Annotated in this window: 21 protein-coding genes; 6 read left to right on the top strand and 15 right to left on the bottom strand. The window is 64.2% G+C overall.

What is annotated here, in order from left to right:
- Positions 1 to 2: 2 nt before the first annotated feature.
- The 6 genes from rpoN to DKB74_RS09090 form a co-directional block, all read right to left on the bottom strand.
- Positions 3 to 1,511: an RNA polymerase factor sigma-54 gene (gene rpoN, locus DKB74_RS09115; RefSeq protein ID WP_109807844.1), complete on the bottom strand. Its 1,509-nt coding sequence runs from the start codon at positions 1,509 to 1,511 to the stop codon at positions 3 to 5.
- A gap of 46 nt (positions 1,512 to 1,557) precedes the next feature.
- On the bottom strand, positions 1,558 to 2,334 hold the full coding sequence (gene lptB, locus DKB74_RS09110; protein WP_109807843.1) for an LPS export ABC transporter ATP-binding protein: 777 nt from the start codon (positions 2,332 to 2,334) through the stop codon (positions 1,558 to 1,560).
- Positions 2,335 to 2,470: 136 nt separating this feature from the next.
- A complete protein-coding gene (locus tag DKB74_RS09105; RefSeq protein WP_109807842.1) occupies positions 2,471 to 3,004 on the bottom strand; it encodes an LptA/OstA family protein in 534 nt (177 codons plus the stop codon).
- Positions 3,004 to 3,648: an LPS export ABC transporter periplasmic protein LptC gene (gene lptC / locus DKB74_RS09100; protein WP_109807841.1), complete on the bottom strand. Its 645-nt coding sequence runs from the start codon at positions 3,646 to 3,648 to the stop codon at positions 3,004 to 3,006. The genes DKB74_RS09105 and lptC overlap by 1 nt, the downstream gene beginning before the upstream one ends.
- 48 nt (positions 3,649 to 3,696) lie before the next feature.
- Entirely contained in the window at positions 3,697 to 4,317 is a 621-nt protein-coding gene (locus tag DKB74_RS09095; RefSeq protein WP_109807840.1) for a ribonuclease D, read from the bottom strand.
- Between the two features lie 69 nt (positions 4,318 to 4,386).
- On the bottom strand, positions 4,387 to 5,190 hold the full coding sequence (locus DKB74_RS09090; RefSeq protein ID WP_109807839.1) for a TerC family protein: 804 nt from the start codon (positions 5,188 to 5,190) through the stop codon (positions 4,387 to 4,389).
- A gap of 216 nt (positions 5,191 to 5,406) precedes the next feature.
- Between DKB74_RS09090 and DKB74_RS19075 the strand changes: the two genes are divergently transcribed.
- Entirely contained in the window at positions 5,407 to 6,240 is an 834-nt protein-coding gene (locus DKB74_RS19075) for a cold-shock protein (protein ID WP_109807838.1), read from the top strand.
- 141 nt (positions 6,241 to 6,381) lie between these two features.
- Here DKB74_RS19075 and DKB74_RS09080 read toward each other — a convergent pair whose 3' ends face one another.
- Complete coding sequence (locus tag DKB74_RS09080) at positions 6,382 to 7,968, bottom strand: cisplatin damage response ATP-dependent DNA ligase (protein WP_109807837.1); 1,587 nt, start codon at positions 7,966 to 7,968, stop codon at positions 6,382 to 6,384.
- Between the two features lie 47 nt (positions 7,969 to 8,015).
- Between DKB74_RS09080 and DKB74_RS09075 the strand changes: the two genes are divergently transcribed.
- Complete coding sequence (locus tag DKB74_RS09075) at positions 8,016 to 8,855, top strand: metallophosphoesterase (protein WP_239987445.1); 840 nt, start codon at positions 8,016 to 8,018, stop codon at positions 8,853 to 8,855.
- Here DKB74_RS09075 and DKB74_RS09070 read toward each other — a convergent pair.
- Positions 8,852 to 9,037 carry a DUF1328 domain-containing protein gene (locus DKB74_RS09070; RefSeq protein WP_109807836.1) on the bottom strand — a complete coding sequence of 62 codons (186 nt, stop codon included), beginning with the start codon at positions 9,035 to 9,037 and terminating at the stop codon, positions 8,852 to 8,854. The two genes, DKB74_RS09075 and DKB74_RS09070, sit on opposite strands and share 4 nt — an antisense overlap.
- Positions 9,038 to 9,216: 179 nt before the next feature.
- On the opposite strand from DKB74_RS09070, the gene DKB74_RS09065 reads away from it, so the two are divergent.
- Positions 9,217 to 9,570: a hypothetical protein gene (locus DKB74_RS09065; RefSeq protein ID WP_109807835.1), complete on the top strand. Its 354-nt coding sequence runs from the start codon at positions 9,217 to 9,219 to the stop codon at positions 9,568 to 9,570.
- A gap of 82 nt (positions 9,571 to 9,652) precedes the next feature.
- Here DKB74_RS09065 and DKB74_RS09060 read toward each other — a convergent pair whose 3' ends face one another.
- Complete coding sequence (locus DKB74_RS09060) at positions 9,653 to 10,147, bottom strand: Dps family protein (protein ID WP_109807834.1); 495 nt, start codon at positions 10,145 to 10,147, stop codon at positions 9,653 to 9,655.
- A 137-nt stretch (positions 10,148 to 10,284) separates the two neighbouring features.
- A complete protein-coding gene (locus DKB74_RS09055) occupies positions 10,285 to 10,848 on the bottom strand; it encodes a TMEM165/GDT1 family protein (RefSeq protein WP_109807833.1) in 564 nt (187 codons plus the stop codon).
- Between the two features lie 232 nt (positions 10,849 to 11,080).
- Between DKB74_RS09055 and rpmG the strand changes: the two genes are divergently transcribed.
- Positions 11,081 to 11,248, top strand: a complete 168-nt coding sequence (gene rpmG, locus DKB74_RS09050; RefSeq protein WP_109807832.1) for a 50S ribosomal protein L33 — start codon at positions 11,081 to 11,083, stop codon at positions 11,246 to 11,248.
- Positions 11,249 to 11,399: 151 nt separating this feature from the next.
- Here rpmG and DKB74_RS09045 read toward each other — a convergent pair whose 3' ends face one another.
- The 5 genes from DKB74_RS09045 to DKB74_RS09025 all read right to left on the bottom strand — a co-directional run bounded on the left by DKB74_RS09045 (position 11,400) and on the right by DKB74_RS09025 (position 18,088).
- Complete coding sequence (locus DKB74_RS09045) at positions 11,400 to 12,170, bottom strand: ABC transporter permease (protein ID WP_109807831.1); 771 nt, start codon at positions 12,168 to 12,170, stop codon at positions 11,400 to 11,402.
- A complete protein-coding gene (locus tag DKB74_RS09040) occupies positions 12,167 to 13,093 on the bottom strand; it encodes an ABC transporter ATP-binding protein (RefSeq protein ID WP_109807830.1) in 927 nt (308 codons plus the stop codon). The genes DKB74_RS09045 and DKB74_RS09040 overlap by 4 nt, the downstream gene beginning before the upstream one ends.
- 63 nt (positions 13,094 to 13,156) lie before the next feature.
- Positions 13,157 to 13,909: a DsbA family protein gene (locus DKB74_RS09035; RefSeq protein ID WP_109807829.1), complete on the bottom strand. Its 753-nt coding sequence runs from the start codon at positions 13,907 to 13,909 to the stop codon at positions 13,157 to 13,159.
- A 7-nt stretch (positions 13,910 to 13,916) separates the two neighbouring features.
- The gene (locus tag DKB74_RS09030; protein WP_239987444.1) at positions 13,917 to 15,263 is read right to left on the bottom strand and encodes a M48 family metalloprotease; all 1,347 of its coding nucleotides are present in this window, start codon (positions 15,261 to 15,263) and stop codon (positions 13,917 to 13,919) included.
- 134 nt (positions 15,264 to 15,397) lie between these two features.
- Positions 15,398 to 18,088, bottom strand: coding sequence for an Rne/Rng family ribonuclease (locus DKB74_RS09025; protein ID WP_239987443.1), 2,691 nt, complete (start codon positions 18,086 to 18,088; stop codon positions 15,398 to 15,400).
- A 457-nt stretch (positions 18,089 to 18,545) separates the two neighbouring features.
- Here DKB74_RS09025 and DKB74_RS09020 point away from each other — a divergent pair, with 457 nt between their 5' ends.
- Both DKB74_RS09020 and DKB74_RS09015 read left to right on the top strand, forming a co-directional pair.
- Positions 18,546 to 19,796 (top strand): N-acetylmuramoyl-L-alanine amidase, encoded by a 1,251-nt coding sequence (locus DKB74_RS09020; protein WP_109807827.1) that lies wholly within the window; start codon positions 18,546 to 18,548, stop codon positions 19,794 to 19,796.
- A gap of 103 nt (positions 19,797 to 19,899) precedes the next feature.
- The gene (locus DKB74_RS09015) at positions 19,900 to 22,416 is read left to right on the top strand and encodes a penicillin-binding protein 1A (RefSeq protein WP_109807826.1); all 2,517 of its coding nucleotides are present in this window, start codon (positions 19,900 to 19,902) and stop codon (positions 22,414 to 22,416) included.
- The last annotated feature ends 41 nt before the right edge of the window (positions 22,417 to 22,457 follow it).

Here is a 22,457-nt window from a genome sequence, read left to right as displayed (position 1 = left end):
ATTCAGCCGGCGCCTTCGAGTGCCTTTTGCCGCCGCCGCTGCACAGAACTGCCGATACCCAGCGATTCGCGATATTTTGCAACCGTCCGGCGGGCGATGTCGAAACCCTGTGCACGCAGCATGTCGACCAGCGTGTCGTCGGAGAGAATCTTCTTGGGATCCTCCGCCGCGATCAGCGATTTGATCGCACTTTTCACGGCCTCGGCCGATACTGCGTCGCCGCCATCGGCGGACTGGATCGCGCTGGTGAAGAAATATTTGAGTTCGAACAGCCCGCGCGCGCAGCTGAGATATTTGTTGCTGGTGACGCGGCTGACAGTCGATTCGTGCATTTCGATCGCATCGGCCACCTGACGCAATGTCATCGGCCTGAGATGCGCGACGCCCTTCAGGAAGAACGCTTCCTGCTGCTTCACGATTTCGCTCGCGACCTTGATGATCGTGCGCTGCCGCTGATCGAGTGCCTTGACCAGCCAGTTGGCGCTGGCGAGGCATTCCGAAAGCCAGGCACGCGACGCCTTGTCCTGCCGCGCGGGCCCGGCCAGTTCGGCATAATAGGTGCGGTTGACCAGCAGCCGGGGCAGCGTTGCCGAATTGATCTCGATCGCCCATCCCTCGCCGCGCTGGGCGATGAAGATATCGGGCGTCACTGCGGGTACCGGTTCGCCGCCATAGCGGCAGCCGGGCTTGGGATCGTAATTGCGCAGCTCGCGGATCATGTCCGACAGATCTTCGTCATCGACACCGCACATCCGCTTCAGCCGGGCGCGGTCGCCGCGCGCGACCAGATCGAGATTGTCGATCAGCCGCGCCATGCACGGATCGTAGCGATCGGCTTCCTTGGCCTGCAGCGCGAGGCATTCGGCCAGATCGCGTGCGCCGACTCCGGTGGGGTCGAAGCTCTGGATCGCCTCAAGCACCGATTCGATCTGCGCCAGCGCAACGCCGAGCCGGTTGGCGATGTCGAGCAGCGGGACGGTGAGATAGCCGCACTCGTCGATCTGATCGATCAGATGCTGCGCAATGAACAGGTCGGTGCCCGACAGCGCGGTTCCCGCCTGTCCCATCAGATGATCGGCAAGCGCGATATCGCCGGCCGCGACATTTTCGAAATCGTTCCCGTCCTCGGACAAACCCGCGCCGGACGTCGCGCCGCCAGCGTTCAGCCCGCCGTCGAGCCCGCCGATCCCGTCGGCGGCGCTGTCATGGTGAAAGCTTTCCGTCGCGAAATCGACATCGAGCGCCGCTTCGCCCGACCCGGCCCCGGTCATCAGCAATTCCTCGCTGTCGGCGGGGCCGTCGCGTTCGATCTGCGGTGCCGATTCGGGTTCGGACGAATCGCCGCCTTCGCCGCCACCCGAATCGAGCAGCGGATTGCGTTCGATTTCCTCGGCGATGAAGGATTCGATTTCGAGATTGGACAGCGTGAGCAGCTTGATCGCCTGCTGCAGCTGCGGCGTCATCACCAGCGATTGCGACTGGCGCAGGTCGAGACGCGGCGCGAGGCTCATGACGCGTGCAGTCCCCGCAGGGAGGAAAGGCGCGCTCCCATCATCGTCAGAGCGAGAATCCCTCGCCCAGATAGAGGCGGCGGACATTGGCGTCCGCGACCAGCTCGCTGGGCGAACCGGCAAACAGCACGCGGCCGTCATAGATGATGTAGGCGCGATCGACGATGTCGAGCGTTTCGCGGACATTGTGATCGGTGATCAGCACGCCGATGTCGCGACTCTTCAGATCGATCACCAGATCGCGAATATCGGCGATCGAAATCGGATCGATGCCCGCGAACGGTTCGTCGAGCAGCATGATCGAAGGGCTGGCCGCCAGCGCCCGCGCGATTTCCGCGCGGCGGCGCTCGCCGCCCGAAAGCGCCATTGACGGCGAATCGCGCAGCCGGGTGAGCCCGAACTCGTCGAGCAGCGTTTCCAGCCGTTCGGCGCGGGCCGTCTTGTCGGGCTCGGACAGTTCGAGCACCGCCAGGATATTATCCTCGACCGAAAGGCCCCGGAAAATCGACGTTTCCTGCGGCAGATATCCCAGACCCAGGATCGCGCGGCGATACATGGGCAGCTTGGTGATATCCTCATTGTCGAGCATGATGCGGCCCGAATCGGGTTTCACCAGCCCCATCACCGAATAGAAGCACGTCGTCTTGCCCGCGCCATTGGGGCCGAGCAGCCCCACCACTTCGCCGCGCGCGACCGACAGCGACACATCGGTCAGCACGACGCGCTTGTCATAGGCCTTGGCAATCGAAACCACCGCCAGCCCGCGATCGGGTTCGGGCGCGGGATCGGTCACCGGTTGTTCGAGCGTCGAAACATCGTTCATGGGCATCGGCCCCTTTCGCAACCTCGGATTACCATCGGCTTAGCGCCGCGGCGATTGGCTCGTTTCATGCATGAATAGTCATTCGCAGCCGAAGGCGCAAAGGGGTAGGGCGACGAATCGCGCGAAAAAGCCGGTGCTATTCGCTTTCGCGCTTGGGAACGGAGAAGCTGCCCGACACGCGACCGCCGCTGCGCTCGACATTGCCGCTGTTTCCGCCGACGCCCGAACCGTCGATCACTGCGCGACCGGTGTCGAGATCGATGGTCAGCCGCCCGCCCTGAATCGCATTGCCGCCCTGACGCAGCGTGACGGCGCCGATCATCGTCACCGTACGGCGGTTGATGTCATATACGGCATATTGCGACTGCGCGGTCTGATCGGGGCGTGTGAAGGTTACGCCGCCCGACGCATCGAGGCGATTCGCCTGGGGCGCGCCGTCGAGGACATTGCCGGTATAGCTGATCGTCACGCGCGCGGCGTTGAGCGACAGTTCCGCCTGCCGAATCCGCACATTGCCCGACAGGACGACGCGCTTGGCGCGATCGTCGAGCTGGATATCGCCCGCGTCGAAATCGATCGGCGCGTCCGAATTATGGCGCGTCTGCGCTCCGGCCGGCAGGCACGAGGCCAGCGCCATCAGCAGCGGAAGGAGGGGGAGCACCCGGTTCATCATCGCCTATTTGCGCGGTTGGGCACGATCCGCAAGTGGGCATTTCCGCTGAGCGAGACGGTGCGTCCCTCCAGATCGGCAGTCAGCTTGTCGGCGCTGAAGCTCCCCATCGGCGTCGATCCGGTCACTGCGCCGTCGCTTTCGAGCTGTCGTGTGCGAAGATCGACCGTGGCATCATGCGTCGTGAGATTATAGCCGTCGGCGGTTTCCACCTGAACCGGACCCTGGATCGCCACTTGCTGGCTGTCGATCAGATAGCGGCCCGAATCGGCGCGAATCTCTGCCGGACCGTCCGCGAGCACGATCTGGGCCGAAAGATCCTTGAGGTTGACCACCGGTTCGGCCGAGCTTTTCTGAACCGCCGAGCCGGCTTTCAGCGTGAAGGCGCGGCCTTTCGAATCCTGGCCGCGATAGGTCGCCTGTTCGATGCGCAACCGTTCGCCGGCGACATCGACCTTGTTCTTGTCGAGCACGAAGCTCACATCGCCGCCCAGAAACACCGGCGACATCACCAGAAACGCTGCAAGCACGCCGATTCCGACGGGCAGGACGACCAGCGCGCCCTTTACCAGCCGGTCGTGGTTGCTGTTGGGATGCGCCCAGGCGCGGCGCTCCCGGCGCAGGCGTCTAGCCTCTCGCGACATCGGTACGGCCTTGGCGAAGATGCGCAGTTCGTGTCACGCGACCACCTTTCAGGCGTGGGCGAAAATATCGATCTCGGGCCAGCCGGCAAGGTCGAGCTTCGCGCGGGCGGGCAGGAAGTCGAAACAGGACTGGGCGAGTTCCATACGTCCTTCACGCACGAGACGCTTGTCGAGTTCCGTCTTCATCGCATGCAGGAAGCGTACGTCGGACGCGGCATAGTCGCGCTGGGCATCGGTGATTTCGGGCGCGCCCCAGTCGGACGATTGCTGCTGCTTGGAAATTTCCTCGCCCAGCAATTCGCGCACCAGCTCCTTCAGCCCATGCCGGTCGGTATAGGTGCGGATCAGCCGCGACGCGATCTTGGTGCAATATACCGGCGCTGCCGTGACGCCCAGATAATGCTCGATCGCCGCCAGGTCGAAGCGCGCGAAATGATAGAGTTTGAGGCGATCGGGATCGGCCAGCACCGCGCGCAGATTGGGCGCGGCATAATCGCTGTCGGGGCCGAACCGGACGAGATGCTCGTCACCGCCGCCATCGGAAATCTGGACCAGGCACAGGCGGTCGCGCGGCGTGATCAGCCCCATGGTCTCGGTATCGACGGCAACCGACGCGCCCGGTGCGAACACGCCTTCGGGCAGGTCTTCTTCGTGAAAAAATACGCTCATGCCGCGCGCATAGGCGCGTTTCCGCCTTCGCTCAATGGCCGCGCGCGCGGCAAGGGGCACCCGATGGCGCTAATGTGCCGCCGAATCGCCCCCCTGCACGCGTTTGCGCTCGCGGGCGCGGCGCGCGAGAATGTTGAGAACCTCGACTCCGGCGGAAAACGCCATCGCCGTGTAGATATAGCCCTTGGGCACATGGACGCCGAAGCCGTCGGCGATCAGCACCGCGCCGATCATCAGCAGGAAACCGAGTGCCAGCATCACCACGGTGGGGTTGCGGTGAATGAAATTGGCGAGCGGGTCGGCGGCGAACAGCATCACGCCGACTGCGAACACCACGGCGACCACCATGATCGGCAATTCGTCGGTCATGCCCACTGCGGTCAGAATCGAATCGATCGAAAACACCATGTCGAGCAGCAGGATCTGCGTGATCACCGCGCCGAAGGCGACGACCTTCTTGCCCTTCTTGTCGAGCGCTTCGCCCGATTCGTCCGAATCGACATTGTGATGGATTTCGGTGGTGGCTTTCCAGACCAGGAACAGGCCGCCGGCGATCAGGATCAGGTCGCGCAGCGAGAAAGCGGTGTCGAACGTTGCATGGCCGGTCGCGTCGACCGCGCTGATGCCCAGGTCGAAGATCGGCGTCGTCATCTGAGTCAGCCAGGCGATGGTCGAGAGCAGCCCCAGGCGCAGGCCGAGCGCGAGCAATATGCCCAGCCGCCGCGCCTTTTTCCGCTGTTCTTCGGGCAATTTGTTCGACAGAATCGAAATGAAAATCAGATTGTCGATGCCCAGCACGACCTCCATCACGATCAGAGTGACGAGCGCGGCCCAGGCCGCCGGACTGGCGAGCAGATCGAAAATGGCTTCCATCAGAACAGCCTCTGCCGCGCCGTTCAAAGCGACGCAAGCACTCAGGATTCAGATGAACTGCCCTATTGATGTCGAATTTCGTTCGCGCCCTGTCCGGTTTTGCGGTATGACGCTCTCGCTGCACGGCATTTTTGTGCGCGAATACTCTGCGTCTTTCGTCCGGCGCTTGGGTTTCGGTGGTTGAATTTAGGGGCGAACCGGGAAGACGAACAGGGCATGGGTTTCGATAAAGGACGCCGCGGTGAGCGCGGCGGGCGTGGCAGAGACAAGCGCGACGGTTTCGGCGACGATAGTTTCGGCGGATTTGATTCTGGATTCAGCGACCGGGGCAGCGGCTTCGGCGATCGCGGTGGTTTCGGCGGCGGTGGCGGCGGTTTTGGTGACCGCGGCGGCTTCGGCGGCGGCGGCGGCGGTGGCGGTTATCGCGGCGGTGGTGGCGGCGGCTTCGGCGGCGGCGGCGGCGGTGGTTTCCGCGGCGGCGGCGGCGGCGGTGGTCGCGGCATGCCTCCCCAGGTGGTCGGCGAAGCGACGGGCGTCGTGAAGTTCTTCAACGGCCAGAAGGGTTTCGGCTTCATCGTTCGCGATGATGGCGGCGAGGACGTGTTCGTCCATATCTCCGCTGTCGAGCAAGCGGGCCTGACCGGTCTGGCCGAAGGGCAGCCGCTCGGTTTCACGCTGGTGGATCGCGGTGGCCGCATCTCGGCGACTGACATCAAGATCGATGGCGAGCCGATGCCGGTGGAAGAACGTGGCTTCGGCGGCGCCCCCGGCGGCGCTGGCGCTGGTGGTGCTCCCGGCGGTGCGCCGCGTGGCGGTCCGCAGCGGCAGCTGACCGGTGAGAAGGCGACCGGAACGGTCAAATTCTTCAACGCGATGAAGGGCTTCGGCTTTATCCAGCGCGATGATGGCCAGCCCGATGCATTCGTGCATATTTCGGCGGTCGAGCGTGCCGGCATGCCGACGCTCAACGAAGGCGATCGGCTCGAATTCGAGCTGGAAGTCGATCGGCGCGGCAAATATGCGGCGGTGAATCTGCAGCCCTCGCAATAGCGCGGTCTGAAACAGGTTGTACGGATAAGGGGCGGGACCGCAGGGTTCCGCCCTTTTTCTATGGCCGTACCGCGTTGAGGCCCGTGCGATTGCAGCAGGCGTGCCGAGATCGATCCGGCCGGCATGCTATCCAAAGCCCGGTCAGGTGACGAGCCGTCGCAATCCGGCGATCGTATCGGCTTCCTGCGCGGGCTTGTCGGTGCGGATGCGGCTGATCCGGGGGAAGCGCATCGCGAGGCCCGATTTGTGGCGCTTCGATTCGTGGATCGAATCGAACGCGACTTCCAGCACCAGCTGCTTTTCCACTTCGCGTACCGGGCCGAATCGGTTGACCGTGTGGTTGCGCACGAATCGGTCGAGCCATTTCAGCTCTTCGTCGGTAAAACCGAAATAGGCCTTGCCCACCGGCAGCAGCGTGCCGTCCTCCGCCCAGCCGCCAAAGGTGAAATCGGAATAGAAGCTCGACCGCTTTCCGCTGCCGCGCTGGGCGTACATCAGCACGCAATCGGCAGTCAGCGGATCGCGCTTCCATTTATACCACAGCCCGGCGCGACGTCCGGCGACATAAGGCGAATCGCGGCGTTTGAGCATCACGCCTTCGATCGCGGCATCGCGCGCGCCTTCGCGGATTGCGGCAAGCGCGGCGAAATCCTCGGCCTCGATCAGCGCCGAAAGGTCGAAATGATCGCCATCGAGCCGGGCGACGAATCGCTCGAGTCGCGTGCGACGCGCCGCCCAGGGCAGTTCGCGCAGATCCTCTCCGCCGTCGAACAACAGGTCATAGAGGCGAACGAAGGCGGGAAATTGCGCCAGTGTCTTCGCCGACACCTGCTTGCGCCCCAGCCGCTGTTGCAACGCGTTGAAGCTTGCCGCGCCGCCCTCGGCGCCGCCCTGCGCATCGCCCCGGACCAGCAACTCGCCATCGAGCACGCCGGGGGTGGTGAAGGCCCCTGCGACTTCGGGGAAGCTGCCGGTGATATCGTCGCCGGCGCGACTGAACAGCCGTGTTTCCCCCGCGACATGCACGATCTGGACGCGGATTCCGTCCCATTTCCATTCGGCGGCATAGTCGCGAAGATCGACGGCCTCTTCCTCAAGCGGATGGGCGAGCATGAACGGGCGGAACACCGGCGTGTTCTCCGCGGTCGGCTGTGCGCCGCGCCCCTCGGCCCAATCGAACAGCTCGGCATAGGGCGGGCTGAGCCCGTGCCACACTTCCTCCACGGCATCGACATCGAGGTCGAACGCCTGGGCCAGCGCCGTTTTGGCCAGCCGCGCCGACACGCCGATGCGCAGCGCGCCGGTTGCCAGTTTGAGCAGCGCATAGCGTTCGTCGGCATCGAGCCGGTCGAGCATCGCCGCCAGCGCGGCGGGTGCGTCGGAGCGCGACAGCGACGCCAGTTGTTCGACCACTTTCGCAAGCGGCAGCGGCTCGCCGCTCGCCTCGCCATGACTGGCGCCCGGCCATAACAGCGCGACCGTTTCCGCAGTGTCGCCGACGAAATCCCGACTGAGCGCGAACAGGACGGGATCGACTCGCTCGGTAACCAATGCGCGGATCATCGCCGGCTTGATCGCAGGCAGGTCGAGCGCGCCGGTAAGCGCCGCCATTGCCCAGCCGCGATCGGGGTCGGGCGTGTTCTTCAGATAGCTACCGATCCGCCGCAGCTTCGCATTGCGCGAGCGCGTGAAGACGAGCGAATCGAGAAGATCGGAAAAGCCGCGCATCAACGATCAGATGGCGACTGTGTGGCGAACGCGCTAGGCTGGCGTCGATGCGTCGTCTGCTGGCCCTGCTGTTGCTTGTTCCTCTGGTGCTGGGCGCGCTGGGCTATGCCAATGCAGTGAGCGAGCCGGAACTGCGCCGAACCACCGTCGCGCTTCCCGACTGGCCCGACGGTGCGCCGCCGATTCGAATCGCGCTGCTTGCCGATTTTCATGTTCAGGGGCCCGATATGCCGCCCGCGCGGCTGGCGCGCATCGTGTCGCAAGTGAATGCCGAACGACCCGATCTTGTCCTGCTGGCCGGAGACTTCGTCAGCGACCGGCTGCTCAGCACCCGGCGATATTCGGACACCGATACGGTCGCGCCGCTCGCGGGGCTGTCGGCGCCGCTGGGTGTGTTTGCGGTGCTGGGGAATCACGATCACTGGCATGGCGCGGCAGGAATCGACGCCGCACTGAAGCGGGCGGGGATTCGGACGCTCGATAACGAAGTGGTGCGCGTGGGCCCGTTGCTGCTCGCCGGGGCAGGCGATTCGATGACCGGCCACGCCGATATTCCGCGGGTCATACGGCAGGTCCTGCGCGAAAAGGGACCGGTATTGCTGTTCGCGCACAGCCCCGATGTCGTGCCGTCGCTGCCGATGCGCTTTCGGGCGATATTGGCGGGACATACGCATTGCGGACAGATCGTGTTGCCGGGGATCGGCGCACCGATGGTGCCTTCGCAATATGGCGATCGATTCGTCTGCGGCATCCGGCGTGAGGGCGAGCGCACGATCATCGTCACTGGCGGGCTTGGCACCAGCATGGTGCCGGTCCGATTCGGAGCACCGCCCGACTGGTGGCTGATCAGCCTCCGGCCGGGCGGCGATACTCCCGATTCGCGTTAGTCTATCGCGTTCTTGATCCCGCGCCCGGCCATCAGGCCCAGCACGCCGAAGATCACGAACAGCGCGATCGCGATGAAGAAGAGGATCTTGGCGATTTCGACGAACGCGCCGCCGATACCGCCGAAGCCGAGCAGCGCAAGGACCGCGCCGACGACGAGAAAGATGATTGCCCAGCGAAACATAGAATTCCTCCTGTTTACTAGGCGATTAAGCGCACCGGCGGCGATAGGGTTCCGCTCGCGTCCCCGATGATTCGCAGCTAGGTTTCCGCCGCGGCGCGCAGGGAGCCGATCCGCCCGGAAGAGGCGGGACGCGCGAGAGGCCGATCGCGAGAGATTTCCTATTGGGTCAGGAGAAACAGATGTTGAAGAAGATGATCGTGCCCGCCGCGCTGCTCACAGCCTTTGCGGCGATCCCGGCGGCTGCCGCGCAGGACGCACCCGCCGCACCCGCCGCAGACGCCGCGACCGAAGCCGCGCCGGCGACCGAGGCCGAAGCGGGCGCGAAATATTCCAGCAATACCCCGATCGAACAGCTTGTTGCGAACGAACAGGCCAAGGCGGTGCTCGATGCCGATGTCCCGGGGCTTTCGACGCATGAAAGCTACGACATGTTCAAGTCGCTCTCGCTGCGCCAGCTTGCGCCCTATTCGCAGGGCAAGATCACCGACGAACTGCTCGACAAGCTCGATGCCGATCTTGCCGGCATCGAATAACCGCTGACATGCAAAAGCCGGTCGGAAGCATCGCTCCCGACCGGCTTTTTCCTTGTCGTCGCGGCTGTACCTGCGTGCGCGATCAGCCCTTGTTGGCGGCTTCGAACAGGAACCAGGCGCGCTGTTCTGCGGCGTCGGTCCATTCGTCGATCACCGCGCTGGTGCCATTGTCCTTCGCCGCATCGGCGATATCCTTGGCTTCGCGAAGCGCCTCGACCAGCTTGAGATTATCGTCGCGCAGCTCCTTGAGCATATCTTCGGGCTTCACGAAATCGGCGTCATTGTCCTTGATCGTCTGATGCCGGGCGATGTCGCCGATCGAACGCAGCGTCGTGTTGCCGGTCTTGCGCACGCGCTCGGCGATCACGTCGGTGGTGGCGAGAATGGCACTCGCCTGTTCGTCGAGCATCAGGTGATAGTCGCGAAAATGCGGCCCGCTGACATGCCAGTGGAAATTCTTGGTCTTGAGATACAGTGCATAGCTGTCGGCCAGAATGCCGTTCAGCGCCTGTGCCACGGTCTTGGCGGCATTGCTGCTGATGTCGGTCGGCGTGTCGAGTGCAGAAGTGTCTGCCATGGGTTCCTCCGGTGCGTTTTTTCGGTTCGTATCTGGAACGATCGAAATAGGGATTCGGCTCCCATATTGCACATGCGATAAAGCCGATCAGTGCAATCGAAATGCTGAATTTGCGCGAACCATGCGCGAATCGCCGGTTACAGCAACCGTACTGCCGAAAGCCCCAGAACAAGCCCGCCGATCAGCGCGACGATCCCGATCGCGGCGCGCACCCAGCGCAACGGCAGGCTGCGCCACGCCAGTTCGCCGAGCATCGCGGCGGTAAACGCGACGACGAAGCTGCCGAATGTCGCGCCCGCAAAGGCGAATCCCGGCATGCTGCGCGCCGCAAGCGCGAGCGTGAAGGATTGGGTGGGGTCGCCGAGCGCGAGAATGAAGATGCCGAGCAGCGGAGTCACGAACGATCCGAGTTTCCAGCCTTCCAGCCGGTCGGGTCCGCGCACGCGCCACATCAGCGTCGCGCCGCCGAAGACGAGCGAGAGCGCAAGGAACAGCGATTTGGCATTGGGCGTCAGCATCGGCGCCAGCCACCCGCCGGCGGTCGCCGCGATTGCGTTGCCTGCGCCATGGGCAATCGTCGCCGCGATCGCCACCTGCAAGGGCCGCCCATAGCGGTCGGCAAGCACGGCCGTCAGCCAGGCCGAACGGTCGCCGATCTGCATGACCAGTGCAGCGATAAAGGCGGGAACGAGTGCTTCCACTGCGAATCAGTCCTTCCGATTCGGCGAAAGCGCCGATTCGATTCGCATGCGCATGGGCTTCCTTACCGGTTCCGTGAGCGCGAATCCTGCCTCTTTGCGGTTAAGGGCGCGTGAAGCACGGCCTCTGCCTTGACATTTGCGTCCCGGTGTCGCATCCGCCCGCCTCTGGCAGCGGCCACCTTCGCGTGCGCCGCGCTTTTTTGTTTTTAGCGAATTCTGGGGTTTTTGGGTCATGGCAAAGCCGACCACCGTGAAGATCAAGCTCGTCAGCTCGGAAGGTACGGGCTTCTTCTACGTCACGAAGAAGAATCCGCGCACCAAGACCGAGAAGCTGAGCTTCCGCAAATATGATCCCGTCGTGCGCAAGCACGTCGAGTTCAAGGAAGCGAAGATCAAGTAATCGGCTGTCGCTTCCCCGCGCGGGAGGCGGCTGGCGCGAATGACGAAAGGCGAGTCCGCGCGCGGGCTCGCCTTTGTCGTGCGCGGGATTCGTGCAGGAACTGCACGGCCAGCCATCACCTCGGCCCACCGGGCGAGGTACAGGCGGCGGCTCAGTTCTTGAGCCGCCAGCCGGTGCGGAAGATGATCGCGATGATCGTCAGGCACACCGCGAGAAAGCCGGTGGTGAACCCCAGGCTGATCGCGATATCGACATCGCCCTTGTCGAAGAAGCTCCAGCGAAAGCCGCTCACCAGATAGACGACCGGGTTGAACAGGCTGACCGTCCGCCACGGCTGGGGCAGCATGTCGATCGAATAAAAGGCGCCGCCGAGGAACGTGAGCGGCGTCACCACCAGCACCGGCACGAAATTGAGCTGTTCGAAGCTTTTCGCCCAGATGCCGAGAATGAAGCCGAACAGGCTGAACGCGAAACTGGTGAGCAGCAGGAACAGCGCCACTGCCCAGGGATGGTGGATGTTGAGGTCGACAAAGAAGGACGCTGTGGCGAGGATGACCAGGCCGATCACCATCGATTTGGTCGCCGCCGCGCCGACATAGCCGAGGACCATTTCCATCGACGAAATCGGTGCCGAAAGCAGTTCGAACACCGTGCCGGTGAATTTCGGGAAATAGATGCCGATCGACCCGTTCGAAATACTTTGTTGCAACAGCGACAGCATGATCAGCCCCGGCACGATGAACGCGCCGTAATCGGTGCCGTCGACCGTCTGGATGCGGCTGCCCAGCGCGCCGCCGAACACTACGAAATAGAGCGAGGTGGTGATGACCGGCGCCGCCAGGCTCTGCCAGATGGTCCGCAATGCGCGCGCCATTTCGAATCGATAGATGGCGAGGACGCCGCGTGCGTTGAAACCCTTCATCGGTCGTTCTCCACCAGATCGACGAAGATATCCTCAAGGCTCGATTTCTCGGTCTCCAGATCCTTGAAGCCGATACCCAGATCGCCCAGCTTGCGCAGCAGCGAGGGGATGCCGGTATGTTCGGCCTGTGCGTCGAAGGTGTAGCGGATACGATGCCCCTCATCCTGCAGGTCGACATTCCATTCGGCGAGTTCCGCCGGCAGCGCCGAAAGCGGTTCCTGCAGCGTCAGCGTCATTTCGCGCTTGCCCAGCTGCTTCATCAGCGCGCTCTTTTCATCGACCAGCAGCAACCGGCCCTTGTCGATCACGCCCACCCGATCGGCCATTTCCTCGGCCTCTTCGATATAATGGGTGGTCAGGATGATGGTGGTGCCGCGCGAACGCAGGCCGCTCACCAGCTTCCACATGTCGCGGCGCAACGACACGTCGACGCCGGCAGTGGGTTCGTCGAGGAACAGGATGTCGGGCTCGTGGCTCAACGCCTTGGCGATCAGCACGCGGCGCTTCATCCCGCCGGAAAGCTCACGAATCTGCGCGTCGCGCTTGTCCCAGAGCGTGAGGTCCTTGAGCAATTGCTCGCAATAGGCCTTGTCCATCTTCTTGCCGAACAGGCCGCGGCTGAAGCGGACCGTCGACCAGACGGTTTCGAACATGTCGACGCTGGTTTCCTGCGGCACCAGCCCGATCCGCATGCGCGCCTCGCGCGGGTCATGGCGCGCATCATGCCCGTCGACCAGGATCGTGCCGGTGCTGGGCGTCACGATGCCGCAGATGATGCTGATCAGCGTCGTCTTGCCCGCGCCGTTCGGCCCGAGCAGCGCGAATATCTCTCCGCGTGCAATGTCGAGATCGACTGATTCGAGCGCACGATGCCCCGACGAATAGGTCTTTCCGACCCCGCGTATCGATAAGATGCTGTCCATGATGCCCCTGCGCAGCCGGACCTTCAGGTAGGTACGCGGCGGCGCAGCGACAAGCGGCAGACGTTATTCGGCGCGACGTGCCTCGGAAACCGCGCGTTTCAGGGCGGCATAATCCTGTGCGCCCGAATAGACGCGGTCGCCGACCACCCAGGCCGGGGTGCCGGTGATCCCCAGTGACCGGGCAAGCGCGTGGTTGTTGCGCAATTCCGCTTCGACCCGGTCGCTGCTCACTGCAGTCCGCGCGCGTGCGATGTCGAGGCCCGCGGCCTGCGCCGCACGCTGGATCGACCCGCTATTGAGCTGTCCCGCCGCGAACATGGCGTCGTGGAATGCGCGGAACTTGTTCTGCTCGGCCGCCGCCAGCGCCCAGCGCGCGGCGGTCACGCTTTCATCGCTCAGGATCGGGAATTCGCGATAGATGATCCGCACATTGGGATCGGATTTCAGCAGCTTGTCGATCGCGGGCAGGCTCGCCCGGCAAAAGCCGCAGGCATAGTCCATATAGACCGAGATGGTTACGTCACCCTGGGGGTTGCCCGCCCATGCGCCGGCAAAGGGATCGAACACCGCCGACCGGTTATCGGAAATCGCCTTGGCGGTCTCACGCTGTTGCAGCCGCTCCATCGCCTGGGGCAGGATTTCGGGGTGATTGAGGATATAGTCGTGGACGATCCGTTCCATCCGCGCGCGTTCGGGCGTCGGCGCGGCATCGCCGGCAACCGCGCGCGCCGTGGCATAGAGCCCCGCGCCCAGCGCCATGGCGAGCAGGAAACCGATGGCGAGCAGCCAGGGTTTGCGTGACAAGCGTTCGATCATCCTGCTTTCAATTCCTCCGGCGCTCGCGATCTTCGAGCGCGTTTTGCGAGATCAGCAATATATCCTGCGCCCGCAGCCATTCGGGCGTGTTTTCTTCCAGCCCGGCGACGGCGGCACGCGCGCTGATCGCGGCCAGGCCGGGGTCGCCGGTCATGCTGGCCCGTTCTGCCGTTGCCAATGCCGCGCGGGCCTGATCCCCGGTGCGTTCATAGACCATGCCGAGCTGATACCAGGCAAACGGATTTTCCTTGTCGCGCGCCACCGCCAGCCGCAGCACCTGTTCGGCCTCGGGCAGATATTTCGGATCGTCGGTCGCGATCAGCGCATGGCCATAGGTGGTGGCGATCAGCGGATGGTTGTTCGAAAGCTCGGTCGCGCGGCGCAACGGTTCGATCGCCCCGAGCGGATCGCCGCCTTCGAGCATGATCTGCCCCTGCAGCTCCAGAAAATAGGGATCGTCGGGATCGGCGGCGACCAGCGCGGCGGTTTCCGACGCCGCCTGTTGGGGATAGCCCGACAGGTGATAGGCATAGGCGCGGGCATAATGCGCCTCGACCGACTGATCGCTGAGCGGATATTGGCGCAGCGTCTGTTGCGGATCGTCGACATAGCCGCGCAATTTCGCCTGTACGCGGCGGAATCGTTCCTCGAGCGCGGGGTCGGTCGGCTTTTGCCAGCCCGGCCCGTTGTGGAGCGTGTCCTCCAGATGCGCGATGCGCTCGCCGCTCAGCGGGTGGGTGCGGTTGAAGCTGTTATCCTGGGGAATCGCCAGGCGATATTCCATGTTCTGCAGCTTCTTGAAGAAATCGATCATCCCCGCGCCGTTGATCCCGGCGGTGTTGAGGAATCGCGCACCGGCGGCGTCCGCCTGGGATTCCTGCGTGCGCGAGAAAGCGAGATATTTGCCGAGCGCAGCGCGCTGACCGGCCATCAAAATACCGGTTCCGGCCTCGGGTGATCCGGCGGCGACCGCCGCGGCGCCGAGCACCAGGCTGAGGATCGAAATGGTGCCCGCGCCGCCCGAATTGGCGAGCGGCACATGGCCGCCGACGACATGGCCCAATTCGTGCGCGATGACGCCCTGAACCTCATTGAGATTGTCGGCGGCGTCGATCAGGCCGGAATGAATATAGACCGTCTGGCCACCGGCGACGAACGCGTTGATCGAACCGTCCTGCAGCAGGACGACATGGACGTTCTCAGGCGAAAGCCCTGCCGCTTCGATGATGGGCCGCGAAATATCCGCGAGCAGCGCTTCGGTTTCGGCGTCGCGCAACACGGTCTGCGCGGCGGCGGGCCGGATTGCGAGGCCGACCAGGCACAGACAGGCCAGCAGCATGGCAAAGCGTTTCATGGGCATAGTATCGCTCCCCTCGCGCCCGACGGCAACGGCCCCGTGCACGCCGCTCCTACGATATTGCGCTGAACCGCCGCTGAAGCGAGGCCGACGGGCGGCCCCGCTTCAGTAGTTTCGACGACGACGGGCGATCAGTTGCCGAACGTGCGCTGCCACCAGCCGCGGCGCGGCGCCTCGTCCGCATTTTCGCCAGAGTCGGTGCTTTCGGCTTCGGCGGCCACTGGCTCGGGCGTGGATTCGGTCGCCGTTTCGGGCGCCGGTTCCGACACGGGTTCGGGCGCCGGTTCCGGAGCGACTTGCGCCACCGGCTCGGGTTCGGCGGGCGCGGGCGCGCTTTCCTCGGGAGCCTGCGCTGCTTCGGGCGCGGGCTCGGCCTTTTTACGCCGGGTCCGCTTGGGCTTGGCCGGAGCAGGTGCTTCGGCTTCGCCAGCCGGTTCTGCACTCGCTTCGGGCTGCGCTTCGGCTTCGACCGGCTCGGCCTTTTTGCGGCGAGTCCGCTTGGGCTTGGCCGGCGCTTTCTCGGCTGCTTCGGGCGCAGGCGCTTCGGTCACCGGTTCGGCGACTGCCTCTGCCGGCGCTGCCTCGGTCGCTTCGACCTCGGCTGCGCGAGCGCGCGGGCGACGACGACGCTTGGGCTTTTCCTCGGCTGCGGGCGCTGCCTCGGCCTCGACCGTTGCGACCGGTTCGGCCGCCGGCGCTTCTGCCTCGGCAGTATCGGCATCGGCCGTGTCAGTCGATTCGGACCCCGTTTCCTCGGTCGACTCTGCGCCACCACCATTGCGGCGACCGCCACGGCGACCGCGACGGCGGCGCTTGCGCGTGCCGGTTTCTTCGTCGCTGCTCTCGGGCGCTTCCGCTTCCTCAGGCGCGGCGTCTTCGGCAATGGCTTCCTCATCCTCATTCGCGGATTCGGAGCCTTCCTGCTCGTCCGGACGGCCACGACCGCGACGGCCACGGCGGCGACGACGGCGCTTGCGCGACCCTTCGTCCGAACTTTGCTGTTCTTCCTCGTCGAATTCCTCTTCGTCGATCTCGACGATGTCCTCTTCGGGCTCCTCGACCAGCTTTTCAAAGCGCGGCGCATGTGCCGGGGGCGGGCCGGAAGCCTCGACCGACATGCGCGCGCCTTCGAGTTCGCCATCCGAACTGATCTCGACGCTCACGCCATAGCGATCCTCGATCTCGGCGATATCGGCGCGCTTCTTGTTGAGGACATAGAAAGCCGCTTCCTGGCTGCAGCGCAGGGTGATCTGCGATCCACGGCCGCGTGCGGCTTCGTCTTCGATCATGCGCAGTGCCGACAGGCCCGCGGATGAAGCGGTGCGGACAAGCCCGGTGCCTTCGCAATGCGGACACGTGACGGTCGATGCTTCCAGAACGCCGGTGCGCAGCCGCTGGCGGCTCATTTCCATCAGGCCGAACGCCGAAATGCGGCCGACCTGAATACGCGCGCGATCGTTCTTCAGCGCCTCCTTCATCGCCTTCTCGACCTTTCGGACATTGGACGAATGGTCCATGTCGATAAAGTCGATGACGACCAGCCCGGCCATGTCGCGCAGCCGCAGCTGGCGGGCGATTTCCTGCGCCGCTTCCAGATTGGTCGCCGTCGCGGTCTGCTCGATATTATGCTCGCGCGTCGAACGGCCCGAGTTGATGTCGATCGAAACCAAAGCTTCGGTGGGGTTGATGACCAGATAGCCGCCCGATTTGAGCTGCACCACCGGATGGTACATCGCCGAAAGCTGGTCCTCGACATGGCTGCGCTGGAACAGCGGCACCGCATCGGCATATTGCTTCACCCGGCGCGCATGGCTGGGCATCAGCAGCTTCATGAAGTCCTTCGCCTGGCGATAGCCTTCCTCGCCCTCGACGATCACTTCCTCGATGTCGCGATTATAGATGTCGCGGATCGCCCGCTTGATCAGGTCGCTGTCGCCATAGATCAGCTCGGGCGCCGTCGCCCGCAGCGTATTGTCGCGAATTTCGTCCCACAGCCGCGCCAGATAATCGAAATCGCGTTTGATTTCGGTCTTGGTGCGCTGAAGCCCGGCGGTGCGCACGATACAGCCCATCGTCGGCGGCAGCTTGAGGTCCGACATGATCGACTTGAGGCGCTTGCGGTCGCCCGCATTCGAAATCTTGCGCGAAATCCCGCCGCCATGCGCGGTGTTCGGCATCAGCACGCAATACCGCCCGGCGAGGCTGAGATAGGTGGTCAGCGCCGCGCCCTTGTTGCCGCGCTCTTCCTTGACGACCTGAACCAGCAGCACCTGGCGGCGGCGGATCACGTCCTGAATCTTGTAGCGGCGGCGCAGGTCCATGCGGCGCTTGCGCAGCTCGTCGGCGGCGCTGTCCTTCTTGCGCCCGCGGCGACGCCTGTCGCCCGACGCTTCTTCGGCCTCGTCTTCCTCGCCGTCATCCTCGGCGGCTTCCTCATCCTCGTCGGACGGGCGTTCGAGAACCTCGACTTCGCCTTCGGCGCCGTCGTCGTCGTCGACATCCTCTTCGGCGCGCAGCGCCGCTTCCTGCGCGGCATGCTCGGCCTCTTCGGCGAGCAGCGCGTCGCGGTCTTCCTTGGGAATCTGGTAATAGTCGGGATGGATTTCGCTGAAGGCCAGGAAGCCGTGGCGATTGCCGCCATAATCGACGAACGCCGCCTGAAGCGACGGTTCGACGCGGGTTACCTTGGCCAGATAGATGTTGCCCTTGAGCTGCTTTCGCTCGGCACTCTCGAAATCAAACTCCTCGATCCGGTGTCCCTTGACGACGGCCACGCGGGTTTCTTCCCGGTGGCGCGCGTCGATCAGCATACGCATTGTCATTTATTATTCTCCGGGCGCGCCGGCCTTTCGGCAAATTCGGCGCGCGGGGTACGGGGCTCGCCGGCCAGATGCCGGCGATGCTGGTTTTCTGAAACGTGTCTGCAGCATCGGCACGTCCGGACCTGCGGCCCGGATGCTCCGCCTCGCCCACGCGCAATGCCGTAGCGGCAATGCGTTCGTGACTCGGGGGAAATTGCCTCATGCAGCGTCAACCTGATTTGTCGCGCCGGAGGAGCCGGCTGCGACCGATGGAATTCGCAAGATGCGAAACCACTAACCACCGATGCCTAGCACCGCCGGCGGAACGCGGCAACTGCTCCATGCATTAGAGATAATGGGCATTTCATGGTGACCAAGGCGTTAACTGCCCCTGTTGACAGTGATTTGAGGGGCGTTGGGCTAATCCATCGAAGGTCAGGGATCGAAAGCGTATCGAGTAACAAGAGTATCCCCTATTATGCATTTAGGCTGGACCCCCCACAGCCTGACGCGGCATATCGCTCGGGTGTTTACATTGATCGCCCTTCTCGTCGGCTGGTTATCCGGCGTTCCGAGCTGGGCACAATCCGTCGAGGATATCCGCGTACAGGGCGACCGCGTGGTCGTTCGTTTCGACGCCCCCACCGGGCAGGCAAGTGCCTTCCTGCTGGCCGGGCCACGGCGTATCGCACTGGATATCCAGGGCGCGCGACCCGGTGGCCGGATCAGCGCCGGAGGGCCGGTTGCCGGCATCCGCCAGGGCGCCCATTCCGATGGTGCGCGCGTCGTGCTCGACCTCGCCCGGCCGGCGATCCTTACCGAAGGCAGCTTCGGTGGTGACGGTCGCACGCTGACGCTGGAACTGCGCACCGTTGACGATGCGCGTTTCGCCCGCGCCGCGGCGGAGGGGCGGATGACGTTCCTTCCCCCGTTCAGCTATGCCGCCAGCGAGCCGCGCCCGCGCTATACCGAGACAATTGCCGTCCCCGCGCGTGCTGCACCCGTTTCATTGCCGCGTGTCTATGGCAGCGACGATTCCCGGCCGCTGGTGGTGATCGATGCCGGCCATGGCGGCCATGATCCCGGTGCGATTTCCGCTGACGGGCGCCTTTATGAAAAGGATATCACGCTCAAGGTCGCGCTGGCGATCCGCGATGCGCTGGTCGCTTCGGGCCGGGTCCGCGTCGCGCTGACTCGCGAGGACGACCGTTATCTGGTCCATCGCGAGCGATTCGAAATCGCGCGGCGGCTGGGTGCCAGCCTGTTCATTTCGATCCATTGCGACAGCGCCGGCAATCCCACGGCGACAGGCGCGACAGTCTATACCTTGTCCGAAGTGGCGTCCGACCGCGAAGCCGCCCGGCTCGCCGCGCGCGAGAACAAGGCGGACATCATCGCCGGCGTCGATCTGGGCGAAGCAAGCCCGGACGTGTCGTCGCTGTTGATCGATCTGACTCAGCGCGAAACGATGAATGTGTCGGCGCGGTTTGCCCGGCTGCTCGGACGCGAGGCCGGGCCGCGCATTCCGGTGAAGACCAATTTCCATCGCATGGCGTCGCTGCTGGTGCTCAAGGCGCCGGACATGCCCTCGGTGCTGTTCGAAACCGGCTATATTTCCAACGCGTCGGATGCGCAGTTCCTTGCATCGCGCGAGGGACAGCAACGCGTCGCCCAGACCGTGCGCCATGCCGTCGAGGTGCATTTCGCAACCCAGATGGCGTCGCGCTAGCCCCCCGGCCGGCGCGGCGGCGTGCGGGCGATCGCGCGCATCAGGACACATGGGTGTCGAGCAGGCTGGCATCCCCCGGGATTCTTGCTAAACCGCCGCGCATATGGTCGATGTCGAACTCTCCAGCATCAAGCTGCGTCTGAAGCGCGAAATTGGCGGACTTGGCGGGGCGTTCGACAGGATTCGCCGCCGCTGGTGGTTTCGCGTGCTCGCCTGGCTGGCCCTGCTTGCCGGTATCGGTGCGTTCCTGCTCTGGCTGCTGGTGGCGCGCAATTTGCCTTCGGTCGATACGCTGCGCACCTATGAGCCGCCGCTGCCGACCTATGTCCGCGACTATAGCGGCGAACCGATTCACAGCTATGCCCGCGAACGCCGGGTTCAGCTGAGCTTCAACGAATATCCCGACCTTCTGGTCAAAGCCTATCTCTCTGCCGAGGACCGCAGCTTTTTCCAGCATCACGGGCTCGATTATCCCGGGCTGGCGCGTGCAGCGTTTCAGGGGCTGATCCGGGGCGAAACGCCGCGCGGCACATCGACCATCACGCAACAGGTCGCCAAGAATCTGCTCGTCGGCAACGAGAGCAGCTATATGCGCAAGCTCAAGGAAGCGATCCTTGCCTGGCGCATGGAAGATACGCTCACCAAGGAGCAGATTCTCGAACTCTATCTCAATTCGATCGAGCTCGGCCGCAATGCCGGCGGCGTCGAGGCGGCGAGCCATGCCTATTTCGGCAAGGAACTCGACCAGCTTTCGCTCTCGCAAATGGCCTATCTCGCCATCCTGCCCAAGGGCCCGGCCAATTACGATCCCGAGCGTCACGCCGATCGGGCGTTGGAGCGGCGCAACTGGGTGCTCAGCGAAATGCTGCGCAATCGTTTCATCAGCGAGGAACAATATCAGACGGCGGTCGCCCAGCCGTTGGGCACGGTGCCGCGCCAGACACCCAAATTCGAGCGGGTGGGCGGATATTTCGTCGAGGAAGTGCGCCGCCAGCTGATCGACAAGTTCGGCGAAACCGACGAGGATGGCCCCTATAGCGTTTATTCGGGTGGTTTATGGGTGCGCACGTCGCTGCGTCCCGACCTTCAGGAATATGCCCAGCAGGCGCTGCGCGACGGACTGGTGCGCTTCGACCGCGGACGCGGCTGGAGCGGCCCGATCCGCACGGTCGAGATCAGCGGCGACAACTGGCTCCAGGCGCTGCTCAACACCAATATCGGCCTCGATTATGACGATTGGCGCGCCGCCATCGTGATTTCGAAGGAAGGCACCAGCTGCCAGATTGGGTTCGATGACGGCAAATCCGTTGCCTTGCCGGCTTCGGCGGCGTCGATGGCGGTGCGCGGCAAGGGCGGGAAAGCGTTCGACGCGCTCAAGCCCGGCGACATCATCGCCGTCGCGCCCGAAGGACCGGGCTATGCCCTGCGCAGCATCCCGCGCATTTCGGGCGGCATGGTGGTGGAGGATCCGCGCAGCGGCCGGGTGATGGCGATGCAGGGCGGCTTCGACAGCCGCATCCAGTCGTTCAACCGCGCCACCCAGGCGCAGCGCCAGCCGGGCTCGACAATCAAGCCGATCGTCTATGCCGCCGCGCTCGAACAGGGCATGACGCCGGCGTCGATCGTCAATGACGAGCCGCTCTGCGTCTGGCAGGGCGCCGATCTTGGGGAAAAATGTTTCCGCAACTTCGGCAATGCGCGTGGCGCGGGGCCGAAAACATTGCGCTGGGGCATCGAACAGTCGCGCAACCTGATGACGGTCCATATCGCCAATGATGTCGGCATGGATCACGTCGTCGACCTGATCCAGCGGATCGGCGTCAGCCGCCAGAAATTCCCGCCCTATCTCTCCTATGCGCTGGGCGCGGGCGAGACGACGGTGATGCGCATGGTCAACGCCTATTCGATCCTGGTCAATCATGGTCGCGCGCTGACGCCGACGCTGATCGATTATGTGCAGGATCGCCACGGCAAGGTGATCCTGCCCGAAAACTGGCGCCCGTGCGAAGGGTGCAATGCGCCCGATTGGGACGGCAAGCCGATGCCGCGGCCGCAGGTGCGTGGCCGCCAGGTGCTCGACGCGATTACTGCCTATCAGATGGTGCATATCACCGAAGGCGTGGTCCAGCGCGGCACGGCAACGGTGCTGCGCGACCTCGACCGGCCGATGATGGGCAAGACGGGGACGACCACGGGTCCGACCGATGTGTGGTTCATGGGCGGCATTCCGCAGATGATCGGGGGCCTTTATATCGGCTATGACAGTCCGACCCGGCTGGGCGGCTATGCCCAGGGCGGCACCGTCGCCGCGCCGATTTTCAAGGCGTTCGCGCAAAAGGCATTCGAAGGGCTTCCGGTCGAAACCTTCCGCGCGCCGTCGGGGGTGCGCATGGTCCGGATCGATCGCGCGAGCGGCAAGCCGGCGTTCGGGACCTGGCCGACCGACGATCCCTATGCGAGCGTGATCTGGGAGGCCTTCAAGCCCGAAAGCGAACCGCGCCGGGAAAATCGCGACGACGAGGAAGAGCAGCGCGAGGCGCCCCGCGAACGCGCCGCTCCGCGTCAGGACGACAGCGCCCGCGACAGCGAATTCTTGCAAAGAGAGGGCGGTATCTACTAGGGCGGCCAGCCGATCCTTCCCGGCGCTTTACCGGGATTTCG

The organism is Stakelama portus (assembly GCF_003171655.1).
GTDB lineage: Bacteria > Pseudomonadota > Alphaproteobacteria > Sphingomonadales > Sphingomonadaceae > Sphingomonas > Sphingomonas portus.
This window is presented reverse-complemented; position numbering and strand designations above follow the sequence as displayed.

Excerpts from the sequence above, each read along its gene's own strand:
- rpoN (WP_109807844.1), bottom strand. The coding sequence starts at position 1,511 with ATGAGCCTCGCGCCGCGTCTCGACCTGCGCCAGTCGCAATCGCTGGTG.
- lptB (WP_109807843.1), bottom strand. The coding sequence starts at position 2,334 with ATGAACGATGTTTCGACGCTCGAACAACCGGTGACCGATCCCGCGCCC.
- DKB74_RS09105 (WP_109807842.1), bottom strand. The coding sequence starts at position 3,004 with ATGAACCGGGTGCTCCCCCTCCTTCCGCTGCTGATGGCGCTGGCCTCG.
- lptC (WP_109807841.1), bottom strand. The coding sequence starts at position 3,648 with ATGTCGCGAGAGGCTAGACGCCTGCGCCGGGAGCGCCGCGCCTGGGCG.
- DKB74_RS09095 (WP_109807840.1), bottom strand. The coding sequence starts at position 4,317 with ATGAGCGTATTTTTTCACGAAGAAGACCTGCCCGAAGGCGTGTTCGCA.
- DKB74_RS09090 (WP_109807839.1), bottom strand. The coding sequence starts at position 5,190 with ATGGAAGCCATTTTCGATCTGCTCGCCAGTCCGGCGGCCTGGGCCGCG.
- DKB74_RS19075 (WP_109807838.1), top strand. The coding sequence starts at position 5,407 with ATGGGTTTCGATAAAGGACGCCGCGGTGAGCGCGGCGGGCGTGGCAGA.
- DKB74_RS09080 (WP_109807837.1), bottom strand. The coding sequence starts at position 7,968 with ATGCGCGGCTTTTCCGATCTTCTCGATTCGCTCGTCTTCACGCGCTCG.
- DKB74_RS09075 (WP_239987445.1), top strand. The coding sequence starts at position 8,016 with ATGCGTCGTCTGCTGGCCCTGCTGTTGCTTGTTCCTCTGGTGCTGGGC.
- DKB74_RS09070 (WP_109807836.1), bottom strand. The coding sequence starts at position 9,037 with ATGTTTCGCTGGGCAATCATCTTTCTCGTCGTCGGCGCGGTCCTTGCG.
- DKB74_RS09065 (WP_109807835.1), top strand. The coding sequence starts at position 9,217 with ATGTTGAAGAAGATGATCGTGCCCGCCGCGCTGCTCACAGCCTTTGCG.
- DKB74_RS09060 (WP_109807834.1), bottom strand. The coding sequence starts at position 10,147 with ATGGCAGACACTTCTGCACTCGACACGCCGACCGACATCAGCAGCAAT.
- rpmG (WP_109807832.1), top strand. The coding sequence starts at position 11,081 with ATGGCAAAGCCGACCACCGTGAAGATCAAGCTCGTCAGCTCGGAAGGT.
- DKB74_RS09045 (WP_109807831.1), bottom strand. The coding sequence starts at position 12,170 with ATGAAGGGTTTCAACGCACGCGGCGTCCTCGCCATCTATCGATTCGAA.
- DKB74_RS09040 (WP_109807830.1), bottom strand. The coding sequence starts at position 13,093 with ATGGACAGCATCTTATCGATACGCGGGGTCGGAAAGACCTATTCGTCG.
- DKB74_RS09035 (WP_109807829.1), bottom strand. The coding sequence starts at position 13,909 with ATGATCGAACGCTTGTCACGCAAACCCTGGCTGCTCGCCATCGGTTTC.
- DKB74_RS09030 (WP_239987444.1), bottom strand. The coding sequence starts at position 15,263 with ATGAAACGCTTTGCCATGCTGCTGGCCTGTCTGTGCCTGGTCGGCCTC.
- DKB74_RS09025 (WP_239987443.1), bottom strand. The coding sequence starts at position 18,088 with ATGACAATGCGTATGCTGATCGACGCGCGCCACCGGGAAGAAACCCGC.
- DKB74_RS09020 (WP_109807827.1), top strand. The coding sequence starts at position 18,546 with ATGCATTTAGGCTGGACCCCCCACAGCCTGACGCGGCATATCGCTCGG.
- DKB74_RS09015 (WP_109807826.1), top strand. The coding sequence starts at position 19,900 with ATGGTCGATGTCGAACTCTCCAGCATCAAGCTGCGTCTGAAGCGCGAA.